14 protein-coding genes are annotated in these 13,647 nt (G+C 62.3%); all 14 read left to right on the forward strand.

Annotated elements, in window-relative coordinates:
- Window positions 1–39 precede the first annotated feature (39 nt).
- The 14 genes from ACF8NF_RS07620 (at window position 40) to ACF8NF_RS07685 (ending at window position 13,383) form a co-directional block, all read left to right on the forward strand.
- Window positions 40–852 carry a type III pantothenate kinase gene (locus tag ACF8NF_RS07620; protein WP_016446468.1) on the forward strand — a complete coding sequence of 271 codons (813 nt, stop codon included), beginning with the start codon at window positions 40–42 and terminating at the stop codon, window positions 850–852.
- Between the two features lie 199 nt (window positions 853–1,051).
- Entirely contained in the window at window positions 1,052–2,758 is a 1,707-nt protein-coding gene (gspE, locus tag ACF8NF_RS07625) for a type II secretion system ATPase GspE (protein ID WP_016446467.1), read from the forward strand.
- Window positions 2,751–3,968 carry a type II secretion system F family protein gene (locus tag ACF8NF_RS07630; protein WP_016446466.1) on the forward strand — a complete coding sequence of 406 codons (1,218 nt, stop codon included), beginning with the start codon at window positions 2,751–2,753 and terminating at the stop codon, window positions 3,966–3,968. The genes gspE and ACF8NF_RS07630 overlap by 8 nt, the downstream gene beginning before the upstream one ends.
- A 32-nt stretch (window positions 3,969–4,000) precedes the next feature.
- Window positions 4,001–4,441 (forward strand): type II secretion system major pseudopilin GspG, encoded by a 441-nt coding sequence (gspG, locus tag ACF8NF_RS07635; protein WP_017405949.1) that lies wholly within the window; start codon window positions 4,001–4,003, stop codon window positions 4,439–4,441.
- Between the two features lie 52 nt (window positions 4,442–4,493).
- Window positions 4,494–4,940 (forward strand): GspH/FimT family pseudopilin, encoded by a 447-nt coding sequence (locus ACF8NF_RS07640; RefSeq protein ID WP_046240069.1) that lies wholly within the window; start codon window positions 4,494–4,496, stop codon window positions 4,938–4,940.
- Window positions 4,940–5,344, forward strand: coding sequence for a type II secretion system protein (locus ACF8NF_RS07645; protein ID WP_265334597.1), 405 nt, complete (start codon window positions 4,940–4,942; stop codon window positions 5,342–5,344). The genes ACF8NF_RS07640 and ACF8NF_RS07645 overlap by 1 nt, the downstream gene beginning before the upstream one ends.
- Entirely contained in the window at window positions 5,341–6,003 is a 663-nt protein-coding gene (locus ACF8NF_RS07650; protein WP_392450358.1) for a prepilin-type N-terminal cleavage/methylation domain-containing protein, read from the forward strand. The genes ACF8NF_RS07645 and ACF8NF_RS07650 overlap by 4 nt, the downstream gene beginning before the upstream one ends.
- Before the next feature lie 50 nt (window positions 6,004–6,053).
- The gene (locus ACF8NF_RS07655) at window positions 6,054–6,794 is read left to right on the forward strand and encodes a type II secretion system minor pseudopilin GspK (protein ID WP_392450359.1); all 741 of its coding nucleotides are present in this window, start codon (window positions 6,054–6,056) and stop codon (window positions 6,792–6,794) included.
- Window positions 6,749–7,993, forward strand: a complete 1,245-nt coding sequence (locus tag ACF8NF_RS07660; RefSeq protein WP_392450362.1) for a PilN domain-containing protein — start codon at window positions 6,749–6,751, stop codon at window positions 7,991–7,993. The genes ACF8NF_RS07655 and ACF8NF_RS07660 overlap by 46 nt, the downstream gene beginning before the upstream one ends.
- Window positions 7,990–8,565, forward strand: a complete 576-nt coding sequence (gene gspM / locus ACF8NF_RS07665) for a type II secretion system protein GspM (RefSeq protein ID WP_152547181.1) — start codon at window positions 7,990–7,992, stop codon at window positions 8,563–8,565. Before ACF8NF_RS07660 ends, gspM begins: the two co-directional genes overlap by 4 nt.
- Entirely contained in the window at window positions 8,562–9,248 is a 687-nt protein-coding gene (locus ACF8NF_RS07670) for a hypothetical protein (RefSeq protein ID WP_392450364.1), read from the forward strand. Before gspM ends, ACF8NF_RS07670 begins: the two co-directional genes overlap by 4 nt.
- Before the next feature lie 38 nt (window positions 9,249–9,286).
- Entirely contained in the window at window positions 9,287–11,785 is a 2,499-nt protein-coding gene (gene gspD / locus ACF8NF_RS07675) for a type II secretion system secretin GspD (protein WP_392450365.1), read from the forward strand.
- Window positions 11,786–11,848: 63 nt separating this feature from the next.
- Window positions 11,849–12,280 carry a hypothetical protein gene (locus ACF8NF_RS07680; protein ID WP_392450366.1) on the forward strand — a complete coding sequence of 144 codons (432 nt, stop codon included), beginning with the start codon at window positions 11,849–11,851 and terminating at the stop codon, window positions 12,278–12,280.
- 1,037 nt (window positions 12,281–13,317) lie between these two features.
- On the forward strand, window positions 13,318–13,383 hold the full coding sequence (locus tag ACF8NF_RS07685; RefSeq protein WP_392450407.1) for a hypothetical protein: 66 nt from the start codon (window positions 13,318–13,320) through the stop codon (window positions 13,381–13,383).
- Window positions 13,384–13,647 lie beyond the last annotated feature (264 nt).

Consider the following 13,647-nt stretch of genomic DNA (forward strand, 5'->3'; position numbering starts at 1 on the left):
GCTGACGCTATCCTCCGGAAAACTCCGATAATCCCGCCCATGACTTTTTTGGCCATAGACATCGGCAACACCCGCTTGAAATGGGCGATGTACGACGCGCATCGGCCTGGCGCTGCCCTGCTGGCGCACGGCGCCGAGTTCCTTGAGCACATCGAGCACCTGGCCGAAGGGCCGTGGAGCGACCTGCCCACGCCCACGCGCATGCTGGGCTGCGTGGTGGCTGGCGACACGGCACGACGGCGCGTGCACGACCAGATCGACATGATGCTGGGCTGGGATTTCGAGCCGCAGTGGGCCGTGCCCAGCGCAGCCGAGGCCGGCGTCACCAATGGCTACGATTTTCCGTCGCGCCTGGGTGCGGACCGCTGGGTGGCCATGATCGGTGCGCGCCAGCACATCCTGCAGCGCGGCCCCGAGCGGCCCCTGATCGTGGTCATGGTCGGCACGGCCGTCACCGTGGACGCGCTGGACCAGCATGGCCACTTCATGGGCGGGCTGATTCTTCCGGGCCACGGCATCATGCTGCGCGCCCTGGAAAGCGGCACGGCCGGCCTGCATGTGCCCACGGGCGCGGTCACGCCATTTCCCACCAACACCAGCGACGCCCTGACCAGCGGCGGCACCTACGCCATCGCCGGTGCCGTGGAGCGCATGTACCAGCATCTCTACATGCACTGCAGCATGGAGCCTGCCTGCGTCATGGCCGGCGGCGCCGGCTGGAAGATGGTGCCCAGCATGACGCGGCCTTTCGAACTGGTGGACAACCTCATCTTCGAGGGGCTGCTGGTCATGGCCCAGCGCCGTTGGGGTGATGCCAGCGGCCTGCCCGCGGAGGCGGTGAAGGCGGCTTGAAGCCGCCTTGAACCACCTGACAACGCCTCAAACCGCCTGAGGCCACTTTTCATCGTGCAGCGCAGCATCGCGCCGCACGATTGCGCGCGTAACAGTTGATGACGGGAAGGCGGCGCCCCTGGGTGTCGCATGCTATGCCTTTGGCGGGGGATGCGGCGACAGTGGATAATCCGCGGCAATGTCTTCCACCAATCACCTCATGGAACCGATTGCCGCTGTCGAAGCCCCGATCAAGGGGCGGCTGGGCGAACGCCTCCTTTCCGCCGGCAAGCTGAACGAGCGCGATCTGCAAAACGCCCTGCAGGCGCAGCAGGAGTTGGGCGGCTACCTGGGCCAGGTGCTGGTACAGCTGGGTGTGGTGGCGGAAACCGACGTGGCCCAGGCGCTGGCCGAGCAGCTGCAGATGCGCTGGCTGCGTGCGGAAGAGTTTCCCGACCTGCTGCCCGACGTGCCTGGCCTGCTGGCCAGTTTTCTGGATGCGCAGTGCGTCTGCCCGATTTCGCTGCAGGACGGCGTGCTCGAAGTGGCCATGTCCGTGCCGCAGGACCCCTTCATCACCAAGGCGCTGCGCCTGGCCACGGGGCTGCAGATCAAGCCCGTGCTGGCGCTGGAGGCCGACATCCGCAAGGCACTGTCCGAAGCAGGCCAGGAACCCGAAGGGGAAGAAGGCCAGGACTGGGAATCGGACGCCACGGGTGGCGACTTCGTCGAACATCTGAAGGACCTGGCCAGCGAGGCGCCCGTCATCCGCCTGGTCACAGGCATCATTTCCCGCGCCATCGAGCTGCACGCCTCCGACATCCACCTCGAGCCCTTTGAAGCCGGCCTGCAGGTGCGCTACCGCATGGACGGCGTGATCCACGCGGCCGAACTCGTGCCGCCGCGCCTGAGCGCCGCCGTCGGCTCGCGCGTCAAGCTGCTGGCCCATCTGGACATTGCCGAGCGCCGCCTGCCGCAGGACGGCCGCATCAAGACCCGCGCCAAGGGCCGCGAACTGGACCTGCGGGTCTCCACCGCGCCCACGGTGCATGGCGAGAGCATCGTCATGCGGGTGCTGGACCGCGCCAGCGTGAGGCTGCGCCTGGAAAGCATGGGCTTCGAGGCGGACACGCTCGAGAAATTCAACACGCTGCTGGCCAAGCCGCACGGCATTGTGCTGGTCACGGGCCCCACGGGCTCTGGCAAGACCACCACGCTGTATGCAGCCCTGTCCAAGATCGACGCGGTTTCCAACAAGATCATCACCGTCGAGGATCCGGTCGAATACCAGCTCGACGGCATCAACCAGATCCAGGTCCATCCCCAGATCGACCTGACCTTCGCCAACGCCCTGCGCTCCATCCTGCGCCAGGACCCGGACATCATCATGATCGGCGAAATGCGTGACGGAGAAACCGCGCAGATCGCCGTGCAGTCCGCCCTGACAGGTCACCTGGTGCTGTCCACGCTGCACACCAACACCGCCGCAGGCGCCGTCACCCGCATGCGCGACATGGGGGTGGAGAGCTACCTGATCACCTCCTCGGTCAACGGCGTGCTGGCCCAGCGGCTGGTGCGCACGCTGTGCTCGCGCTGCAAGCAGCCCGACACACTGCCGACAGCCGCCATCGAGGGCAGCGGCCTCAAGCGCTTTCTGCGCGAGGGCTCGCCCATCTACCGCGCCGTCGGCTGCGAGCACTGCCGCGGCACGGGCTACAAGGGGCGTACCGGCATCCACGAACTCATGGTCATCGACGAGCCGCTGCGCCGCGCCATCATCGAAGGCCAGGATGCCAACGCCCTGCATGCCATGGCCGCCAAGAGCGGCATGCTGAGCCTCTACGACGACGGCCTGCGCAAGGTGGCTTCGGGCGTCACCACGCTCGACGAAGTGCTGCGCGTGACCCAGGACCAGAGCGATGCCTGATTACAGCTGGGAGGCCGTGGACAGCCGCGGTCAGATGGTCAAGGGCACTTTTTCCGCTGCGGCCGTGGCCGAGGTGGTGGTGCACCTGCGCAAGAGCCGCCTGTCGCCCATCAAGGTCGAGGAAGCCGCAAGCCTGGGCAATGTGCCGCTGGCGGCGCGTGCGCTCAAGAAAGGCCGCATCAAGGCCGACGACATCCAGGGCATGACCACCGAACTGGCCATCATGATGCGTGCCGGCCTGTCGCTGGACAATGCGCTCAAGGTCCTGGTGGAGATGAGCCACAAGGTGCAGATGCAGGCCATGCTCCAGTCCGTGCTCGACAGCGTCAAGGCCGGCATGCCGCTGAGCCAGGCGCTGGGCAAGCACCATGACCTGTTCGGCGACTTCTATATCAACATGGTGCGCTCGGGCGAGGCCAGCGGCCAGATGTCGGGCGTGCTCAACCGGCTGGTGGAACACATGGCGCGCCAGCGTGCCCTGCGCGACAGCGTGGTCTCGGCCACCATCTATCCGGCCATCCTGCTGGGCGTGGCCGTGCTGTCCCTGGTGGCCATGCTGGGCTTCGTGGTCCCGCAGTTCGAGCAGCTCTTCAACGACATGGGCGACGCGCTGCCCCTTCCCACGCAGTTCGTGATGGGGCTGGGCCATGCGTTTCGCAGCTACGGCTGGGCGGTGTTCATCGTGCTGGGCGCGCTGGGCTGGGCCTTTTCCCGCTGGGCCAAGAGCCCCAAGGGCCGCCAGACCTGGCAATCGTGGCTGCTGGGCCTGCCGGGCCTGGGTGGCGTGGTGCGCAAGTACCAGCTCACCTTGTTCAGCCGATCGCTGGGCACGCTGCTGGGTAACGGCGTCACGCTGCTGACCGCACTGCGCATTGCCAGCGACACGGTCTCCAACGTCGCCATCCGCGAGCGCCTGGAAAAAATGGGTCCCATGGTCAAGGAAGGCCATCGCATGGCCCATGCTGCCCAGAAAACCGGAGAATTCGAGCCCCTGGCCCTGAATCTGGTGCGGGTGGGCGAGGAAACCGGCCGCCTGGGCGACATGATGCTGGAGCTGTCCAACATATTGAACCGCGAGGTCGAAAACGCGATCAAACGCCTCCTGACCATGCTGGAGCCGGCGCTGATCCTGGTCCTCGGTATCCTTATCGCCTCCATCATCGTGTCGATCCTGCTCGGAATCCTGTCCGTCAACGATCTGGCCGTCTGATGAATCTGAATTGTCTGAAAGGTATGTAGAAGATGATGCGCATGCAAAAGCAACTGTCCTCCCGCGCCCGCAAGCGTGGCTTCACGCTGATCGAACTGCTGGTCGTGCTGGCCATCCTGACCCTGCTGGCCGGCCTGGTCGGCCCCAAGGTGCTGAACCAGTTGGGCGGAGCCAAGACCAAGACGGCCGGCGTGCAGATTGCCGACATCGAAAAGGCGCTGGAGCTGTACAAGCTCGACGTGGGCCGCTATCCCACCTCGCAGCAAGGCCTGGATGCGCTGGTCAAGCAGCCCGCTGGCGTCGCCGGCTGGGCAGGCCCTTACCTGAAGGGTGGCGTGCCGAATGATCCCTGGAACAACCCTTACCGCTACACCTACCCGGCTGCCAATGGCGACCTGGAAATCCTCTCGCTGGGTTCCGACGGCACACCTGGTGGCGAGGGCGAGGCCTCCGATATCCGCAACACCAAGTAAGTTGCTGGTCTGACGCCGTAGTGCAACGCTGCCTCCGTGCCGGGAATGAGTCTTGAAGCGCGCCCATGGTTTCACGCTGATCGAGTTGCTGGTGGTCTTCGGCATCCTTGCCGCGATCATCGGCATCGTGCCGCCTGCCATGGGCAAGCTGCGCGATGCCGTGGACTATCGGCAGACGGTGCAGGACGTGACGGCCCTGCTGCGCAAGGCGCGCCAGCAGGCCACGTTGCAGGGCATGCCCGTGGCATTCGCTGTCAATACGAATAGCAGGCAGTACGGTATCGCCGGACAGGCCACGGCCAAGCTGCCCGACAGCCTGACGGTGCAACTGACCACGGCAGCCGGCATGGCCCTGCCTGACGGCAGCCAGACCATCGTCTTCCTGCCCGAGGGCGGTGCCACGGGCGGCAGCATTTCGCTCGCCCGCGCGCAAAGCGGCAGCGGCGTGCGTCTGCGTGTGGACTGGCTGTCCGGCCAAGTCACCAAAGAGGCCCTGTAGTGCGTCGGCGCGCTGGAGCCCGCACCCGGGTGCGGGGCATGACCTTGCTGGAGCTGTTGGTGGCGTTGACCATCATGGCTATCTCGGTTGCGATGATCTATCGCGCCGTGGGTGGATCGGCGCGTGGCGTCGCAAAGCTCGAACAAGCTCAGGGGGCAGCCCTGCTGGCAGATTCGTTGATGGATGCATTTCCAATGGTTGACGCTGCCGGAGTGCAAACATCTGGGCAGGACGGCCCTTATGCCTGGCAAGTGGCCTCGGCACCATTTCCTGTCAGCGATTTACCAGAGAGAGCGGTGCCATTGCATACCTTGCGCATCACCATCACGGCGGAGGGGCGCAGTTGGCTGTATGAAACCCTGCGTCCCCAGCGGCCTTTGCAGCCAGGTGAGGTGACGCGATGAAGGCGCGCCAGCAAGGCTTCACTCTGGTCGAGCTTCTGGTCGCCATGGTTCTGCTGTCCATGCTCACGCTGGGCCTGGCATCGGTGATGTCCACGGTATCGCAGACGCAGGAGCGTGTCGATGCGCGCCTTGATCGAATGGACCATCTGCGCGTGTCCGTTGGTTTTCTGCGCTCGGTCATGGGTCAGGCCTCGGGTGTAAGGCGGCTGGCAGGCATTCGCAAGCAGGGGGAAAGCGAGCTGTTCTTCCAGGGCGGGCCCCAGGGAATGCGCTGGCTGGGCATCATGCCTGCACGCTTCGGTGCGGGCGGGCGCACCCATTTTCAACTGTCTGTCGAAGGCGATGCGCTGGTGCTGCGCTTCGCACCATGGCAGGGCCAGGATGTCGAGCCTGACTGGGCCCAAAGCCAGTCTTATGTGCTTGATCGTGGCGTCACTGCTTTTGCCTTGCGTTACCAGAACGCCCGGTTGGGTGTGGCACATTGGCAGCCGCAATGGGGCCCCGAGAAGGACAACGACAAGGAACTGCCATCTGCCGTACAGATCGAGGTGGAGACGGATCGCGGCCCATGGCCCTTGACAATTATTGCCATGCGTATTCCGGCGGGTTCGAATCCCGAAAGCTCCGGCGGTGCCGTGCTGGGCGGAGGTTCGTTCTAGTGAGATACGTTGGCTCCAAAGCTGTTTGGTCTGCACGCAGAGGGCGTGGCATGGCGCTGGTTCTGGTGCTTTGGATCGTGGCGGCGTTGGCAATTTTTGCCAATAGTCTAGGTGGTGTAGTGCGGCGTGAGGCTGCGGTGGCGGGAGTTGCTCGCCAAATGGCGGAAGGACGGGCCATAGGGGAGGCCGCTATTTATCAGCTATTGCAACGCATGGTGCTCAAACCCCTGGATTTTCGTGAGTACACGGTCGTGCCCGTATCGCTGGGGGGCAGGATAATAGAGGTTTCCATCACTCCCTGGAGCGGCTTGGTCAACATCAATGATGCTCAGCCAGCCCTTCTATCTCTGCTGCTTTCCCGCGCGGCAGGTCTTGATGGTGGCGCTGCGGATGCTTTGGCTCAGGCCATCGTCCAGGCGCGACTGGTGTCGGGTGGGACACGGCCGTTGCGCCCGGCCTGGGACGCTCCGGAAGACCTGCTGCAGGTGCCCGGCATGACCTACGGAATCCTGGCGAGCATCCGCGACTTCATCGTCGCAGATTCCGATGGGCGAGGCGGTATCAATCCTGCGGCGGCGCCTGAGCCATTGCGACTATGGCTTGGAGAGGGTGGCATGGCCTCGCAACAAGGTATAGGAAGCCCCCGGTTTTCATTCATTGCCAAGGTGCCCTTCGAAGGAGCGGGGGATGCCTTGGTCGTGCGTCAGGTGGATCTGGAAGGCGGAGGCCGGCCGGGGCGCCTGCCATGGATCATTCTCTCGGCATCCCAGGCCTGGAGGGGGCGCATGTAGCGTCCCATTTGCCAAGAAAGGAAGAATTTCAACATGGCACAAAGTTTGATGAGGTGGCGGGACATATGTCGTTGCTGACTTCCGACGCAAAGCTGTTCGGCCTTGATCTGGGTTTTCTGGGTGGCCAGGTGCGCGATGCTTTGCGGCATCTGGAGCGACTGCCGTTGCTTCGCCGCACCTTGCCGGTCAGCCCGATCCAGATTTTGAGTGCCGACGCGGGTCCTGGCGCTGTTGCCTGGGTCCGTTCAGATCGCCTGTATTGGGATGGGAGCACGCAGGCAGGTGAGCAGAGGGAGCTTGCGTATGCGGCCGTTCTTCTGTCTGCCGACAATGCGTTGTTGCGCACCTTGCACCTCCCATCCATGTCGCCCAAGGCACTTCAGGGGGCAGTGTTGCTTGATGTGCAGATGATGTCGCCGTTTGGGGAAGACCGTACGTTGTGGGCTTATGCTGTGCGCCCCGGCGCTGACTCGTCCGCTACACAGCAGGTGGATGTCGTGATCACTTCGCGTGATTTGGTGGCGGAGGAATTGCGCGAGCAGCAGGCGCGATTGCCCCAAGGGGTAGAGCCTGAAGTCTGGATTAGTACCGGTGCCGCATCGATCATGCTGCCCGGCTTTGGCGAGAAGCGCAGGCTGGCGAGCGAAGCAAGGCAGCGGCGTTGGCTGGGAGCAGGCCTATTCAGTGCGGCGGTACTGGCGCTTGGGCTGGCCGTCACGCCGACGATGCAACTGAGGTTGCGAGCCCTAGACGCCGTCAACCAGCTCGGCAAGCTGACCAAGTCCACGTCAGAGGTAGTGGCCAAGCGGCAGGGATTGGTAGCGGAGGCGGAAAGCGTTTCAGAACTGTTGGCGCGTCAGCAGCAGCAGGTCGATCATGTGCGGGTGATGGCTGCACTGACCAGGGTGCTGCCCGACGACACTGCAGTGCAGCGGGTGCAGATCAAAGGCACGAAATTGAGCGTACAGGGCCTGAGCGACAATACCTCCGAGGTGGTCGGATTGCTGTCGCGCGAGCCCGGCTTCCGTGAGGTGCGCCTGCCCAGCGCCGTGACGCGTGCCTCGCGCTCCAGCAAGGAGAGCTTCACGCTGGAAGCTGTAATCGATCCGGCGATCCTTGGTTTGAATGTCTTGCCGGAAGAGCCCAAAGCAGCGCCGGATGAGTCCGACGGGCAGAACGCTCCGAAGGAAGGCGCATGACAAAAATGAAATCTAGGCTGGCCTGGCGGCAAGGAGCAATCCTGGCCCTGTTGGCTGGATTGCTGCTGCTTCCGCTGGTTCTGGTGGGCCTGTGGGTGTACGCAAAACACCAATGGGCCGAAGAGCAACTGGCTACTCTGGAGCCACGCTATGCCCGGCTGCTGGGCATGCAGCAGCAGGAGGCTGAGATCCAGCAGGCGTTGGAGCGCGTTGCTGATGTCAAGGCCAATCACATATATCCCGGAGAAAATGACACCACCCAGACCGGCAATGCCATACAGCAGAGGCTGCGTACGGCGATGGATCGAGCGGGCTTATCCATTGTGAGCAGTCAGGTCCGTCCCAATCCGGAAGAGGGTCCCTACGAGCGTATTGACGTCATTATGTCCACCGAAGGTGAGTGGCCCGCCATTCAATTGGCGCTCATGTCTTTGCGTGACATCTCGCCTACCGTCTGGCTGGACGACGTCGAGTTCAATCTGCAGGCAGGCCTGCAGAACGCCAACCCCAAGGCGGCTCCCCGGCTGAGTGCGCAATTCACCTTCAGCATTCTCCGGAGCAAGACATCGTGAAGCAGATCAACTGGCTGGGCTGGGCCACGACATCCGCCCAAGTACTGCTCGGAAGTGCCTTGGCTTGGGCCTGGTTCACTCCGCAACTGCAGATCAAAAATAGCCAATGGGAACCGCCAGAACCTGTCAAGGTGGATATCGAAGCGCTGCTTCCCAAGCAGATCGAGCGTGTGCCTCCTGAGGCTCGCAAGGAAGAGCAATTGTTGCTTCAGATGCAGGATAGGCCCCTGTTTGCCCTCAGCCGCAGGCCCCCTCCGCCTCCTCCACCGCCGCCTCCTCCAAAAAAGCAAGAGCCTCCGCCAGAGCCGGATCAGTGGGCCATGGCCAAGGTTTCAGGACTATTTGATGGCGCAGTCACTGGAGCCATCGTGCAGTACGACGGCAAGGAACAGCGTTTGATGGTGGGGCAGAGCCTAGGCGGTTGGAAGCTGCTGCGTGTGCAGGGGCGTGAGATTGAACTGGAGCGCAATGGCGTGCAGCGCAGGCTGCAGTTGACAAGGGCTGCGCTTGAGAAAGGCCCTGCCATGCCTGCCGCCGGCGCCCGTGGTGGACGGCTACCCAATTACCCAGGGTCTTCTTCGGGGCAGGCACCCTCGCCCGGGGACGCTCGTGAGGCTGGGCAGACCGCGCCTTCTGCACCTCCCGAAGAGGGCGCATCTCTGGGCGGTGGAATCGTGCGTTGATGAGGCGCCAGGAACCCAACAATCAGTCAAGAAAAGTTATGCAACTGCCTAATCGTCCTATTCAAACTGTATTGGCACTGGCCGTGTGCCAGTTGCTGCTGGCCTGCGCGCAGCCCAAGAACAATTTCGTCAATCATTTCCGCAGCGATCTGGCTCAGGAAAGCTATGTCTTTCTACCGGAGGGTGAGGAGTCCGGGAGCAAGAAGCCCGAGGACTCAGCACAAACGCCTCAGCCACGGATTCTTGAGGGCACTGGGAAGCTGCTGGGCGAGGCCAAGGCCTTGCCCCCGGTGACTGGCTCCCCTGTAAAGCTCAATTTCGAGGATGCACCGCTTGCGCAGGTCGTACGCACCGTGATGGGCGACATCCTTTCGCTGGACTATGTGCTTCATCCACCGATCGCGGGCACGGTCACCCTCAGTACACGCAACAACATTCCGGCCGATCAGGCGCTCAACCTGCTGGAGACGGCATTGCAGGCCAACGGCATGGCAATGGTGCGCGACGCACGTGGCACCTACCACGTGGGCCGGGTTGATGCCCTCAAGAGCATCGGTGCGACGGTTCGGCAGGCGTCGCCCGCTACGCCCTTGGCGCCGGGCTACGGAGCCATCATCGTGCCTTTGCAATATATAGGCGCTAACGAGATGGCGGCTATCCTGAGGCCAATGGTGCCTAGCGATGCCATCTTGCGTGTGGATAACATTCGCAATCTGCTTGTTATGGCGGGGTCGCGGGCACAGGCCGAGGGTTGGCTGGATATGGTGCGCACATTCGATGTGAACCTTCTTGAAGGCATGTCGGTGGGCGTTTTTCCTCTCAAGTACGTGTCCATCCAGGAAGTCAGTCTTGCGCTGCAAGTCATGAATGGAGGAGGGGCGTCCGCGGCAGCTGCGCCTGGCGCGGCGGCAGGGGCAGTCCGGCCTGGTACCGTCGCAGCAACGGCTGCGGGGGCAGGCGCTGCGACGGCGTTGACTGAAGGCAATCCTATGTTTGGCGCACTGCGCATCATCCCCATCGAGCGGCTCAACAGCGTGATCGTGATCACTCCGCGTGCCGCCTATCTCGACGAAGCACGGCGCTGGCTGGCCAAGCTGGACCAGCCCGGCTCGGGTGGATCGCAGCCGCAATTGAACATCTACCGTGTTCAGAACGGCAATGCCAAGCACCTTGCCGGTGTTCTGGCGGGCATCTTTGGCGGCGCTTCCTCTGGCAGTACTGCGAACAGTGGAGTCGCCCCCGGACTGGGAACGTCCACTTCAGGAGCCTCGGGCTTTGGTAGCAACAGCTTCGGCAATAGCGGCTTTGGCAGTAGCGGCAGCTTCGGCAGCAGCGGCTTCGGTAGCAGCGGCAGTTTCGGCAACAGCGGTTTTGGCAGCAGCAGCAGCTTCGGCAATAGTGGCTTCGGCTCGAATTCGGGTCAGCGGTTTGGGTCCGGCATGACATCCGGGTTCGGCAACCAGACGGGTACCGGCCAAGGTACAGGCTCGGTCACTGCCACTTTGGGCAGCGTCCGGGTCATGGCGGATGAACTCAACAACTCTGTTCTTGTCTGGGGCACGCCCGCAGAGTACGAGCGCATTGAGGCGTCACTCAAGAAGTTGGACCTGCCGCCCACCCAGGTGTTGATCGAGGCAAGCATCGTCGAAGTAACGCTCAATGACCAGCTTCAGTATGGCCTGCAGTGGTCGTTCAGTGGCGACGTGGGCAATAAAGGCTACAGCGGGAACGGAGGTCTGCTGGCCGCTGCCACGGGCGTCACCGGTGGTACCAACATCAATTCGACCGGCGGGCTTGGCGGAACGGGTACTGCGGGGGCTATTGTTCTGGGCCAGGGTTTTAACTACACGCTCAAGAACTCGCTGGGCAACATCAAGGCTGTTCTCACAGCATTGGCGGGCAAGACCCAGGTGAAGGTGGTGGCCAGCCCCACTTTGATGGTGCTTGACAACCATGTGGCCGCAATTGCCGTAGGAACGCAGCAACCTTACAAGTCAGGAACCACGATCACAGGTACCTCAGGAACTGCCACGGATAATTTTGCGTACAAGGATACAGGCGTTAACCTGCAGGTGATCCCCTCTGTCAATGCTGGCAACCTTGTGACTATGACTGTCAACCAGTCGGTCACTGATGTCGGCAGCAAGGATGAAGTGACGCAGCAGCGCTCCTTCCTGCAGCGCCAGATCTCTAGTCGTGTGGCTGTGCGTTCGGGTGAGTCCATCGTCATGGGGGGGTTGATCCAAGAAAACTCGAGTGAAGGTCGCTCCGGTATTCCTTATCTGTACGACCTGCCTGTCGTTGGTAATCTATTTGGTTCAACCAATAATTCTGGAGCCCGCACCGAGCTGATCGTCATCATCACCCCTCGTGTCGTACGAACGGACATCGACGTGCGGGAGGTCAGCGATGAACTGCGTGAGCAGATGCGTGCTTTGACGCCCATTCTGAAGTCGCCATCCTCGTCTTCCGTAACTTCTAGCGGTTCGTCAAAGGCCTCGGTGGAGGTCGGACCGCTCACGCCAGCTATGCGTTGAAGGATTCGGAACATTCCGGGGGGCATGAGCCTCCAACCCTCTTTTTTGGAGAGAAAAAACCTTATGAAAAACTCGACATTCACTTCCTTGACCGAGCGCCGATCGCGCTGGCTGGTGTGTGGTGTGGGATTGGTCTGTGCCGCAGTGCTGGGTGGCTGCGCCACGACCTCGAGTCAGGGGCCGGAGGGCGCCGTGACCAAGCGCTCGTCGGAATATCTGAAGGCCCGTCAGGCCGGAGATGTGGACAAGGCCTACGGGTACTTGCCTCCCTCATACCGTGCTCTCAAGGACAAGGACCGATTCCGTCTTGAGAACGGAGCCGCCACGACGCTCCAGGGAGGGGAGTTGGTGTCAGCCACGTGTGAGCCAACGCGCTGCGTGGTCAGGCGTAACTTCACGGCTCTGGTGCCGATGATGAGCAATGCCCAGGTGCCAATGAGCGTCACCGAGACCTGGGTGAGCGAGGATGGGCAGTGGTGGCTGTTCCTGCCTTGAGCCCCGCCTGCATGGCTTTCCTTGTGCACAAAAGTAAATATCAGGGATAATTCGCCGTCCCTGTATACCGGCGCAAAGTCAGACAAGTGTTGTTTTTTTCGCAAAACTGCTCTTGAGCGCCTCTAAAAAGCCACAGAGGGGCTGAACTGGCTGTGCTACGATTCCTCGGCGATCAATCGTGGTGGTTGCAACTACCTTATCTTTTTTACTGGAGATAGTTCTTATGAAGAAAAATGTTCTGGCCCTGAGCATTGCTGCCATGGTTGGTGGCCTGGGCTTCGCAGGCGCGGCTTCGGCTGGTGTGATCGTCGGTACCGGCGCTGCTCCTTCCGCTACTGTGCTGGGTGCTTCCAACGCTACGGACTTCGTGGTGTCCGAAGGTGGCACGGGCCACAACCTGGTGGTGCCTTACTTCAACGCGCAAAACGGCAACATGACCGTTCTGCACCTGGTGAACACCGACACCCAGAACGGCAAGGCCGTCAAGGTGCGTTTCCGCGGCGCCGCCAACTCTGACGACCTGATGGACTTCCAAGTCTTCCTGTCGCCCCAAGACGTGTGGACCGCTGCCGTCACGCAAGGTGCCGATGGCATCCTGCAACTGACCAGCTCCGACAACACCTGCACGCTGCCCGCCCTGACCGGCAAGACAGCCAACGGTATCGGCACTTTCAAGGCCAGCACCAACCGTCTGAACCCCAAGCTGTCGACCGAAGGCAAGGCTGCCGGTACGCGTGAAGGCTACGTTGAAATCTTCAACATGGCTGACATTCCGAACGCAGTTGTGCGTGGTACTGAGTCGGCTCTGTACAAGACCGTGAAGCACAACGGCTCTGGCGTGGCCGCATGCGACAGCACAGTTCTGAACCCCGCTGTTCTGAACACGGACTGGATCAATCAAGCTGATGCTGCTGGTCAGGGTCTGGCGACTCCCACGACCGGCCTGATGGCTGACTGGTACATCATGAATGTGCCCCAGACCACGACCTTCTCGGGCGCTGCTACCGCTCTGACGGCTGTGGACAACACTGGCGCTGCTGCTCGCGGCAACTATGTTCTGTTCCCTCAGAAGGCGACGGCTGCTTCGGCTACCGCGACAGTGAACAACGTTACAGCTGACCCGCTGTTCCGTACGGGTGCTACTGTTGGTACCAACAAGAACACCGCAGGCGCGATCAGCAACCCGATCAATACCGCCGTGATCACTGCAGGTCTGTACGACCTGCCTGACATGTCGACGCCTTACCTGGCTGCTGCTACTGTTGCCACTGCGCCTCTGGACCAAGCTGGCTCGCTGTCGCGCGCTCTGGCTACCCGTAGCGTGATGAACCAGTACGCCAATGACGCCAGCGTGTCCGGCAAGACTG

This window comes from Delftia sp. WSY_22 (assembly GCF_043104185.1).
In the GTDB taxonomy this organism is placed as follows: Bacteria; Pseudomonadota; Gammaproteobacteria; order Burkholderiales; family Burkholderiaceae_C; genus Comamonas; species Comamonas tsuruhatensis.

Coding starts and splice junctions, on each gene's coding strand:
- ACF8NF_RS07620 (WP_016446468.1), top strand. CDS start 40: ATGACTTTTTTGGCCATAGACATCGGCAACACCCGCTTGAAATGGGCG.
- gspE (WP_016446467.1), top strand. CDS start 1,052: ATGGAACCGATTGCCGCTGTCGAAGCCCCGATCAAGGGGCGGCTGGGC.
- ACF8NF_RS07630 (WP_016446466.1), top strand. CDS start 2,751: ATGCCTGATTACAGCTGGGAGGCCGTGGACAGCCGCGGTCAGATGGTC.
- gspG (WP_017405949.1), top strand. CDS start 4,001: ATGATGCGCATGCAAAAGCAACTGTCCTCCCGCGCCCGCAAGCGTGGC.
- ACF8NF_RS07650 (WP_392450358.1), top strand. CDS start 5,341: ATGAAGGCGCGCCAGCAAGGCTTCACTCTGGTCGAGCTTCTGGTCGCC.
- ACF8NF_RS07655 (WP_392450359.1), top strand. CDS start 6,054: ATGGCGCTGGTTCTGGTGCTTTGGATCGTGGCGGCGTTGGCAATTTTT.
- ACF8NF_RS07660 (WP_392450362.1), top strand. CDS start 6,749: ATGGATCATTCTCTCGGCATCCCAGGCCTGGAGGGGGCGCATGTAGCG.
- gspM (WP_152547181.1), top strand. CDS start 7,990: ATGACAAAAATGAAATCTAGGCTGGCCTGGCGGCAAGGAGCAATCCTG.
- gspD (WP_392450365.1), top strand. CDS start 9,287: ATGCAACTGCCTAATCGTCCTATTCAAACTGTATTGGCACTGGCCGTG.
- ACF8NF_RS07680 (WP_392450366.1), top strand. CDS start 11,849: ATGAAAAACTCGACATTCACTTCCTTGACCGAGCGCCGATCGCGCTGG.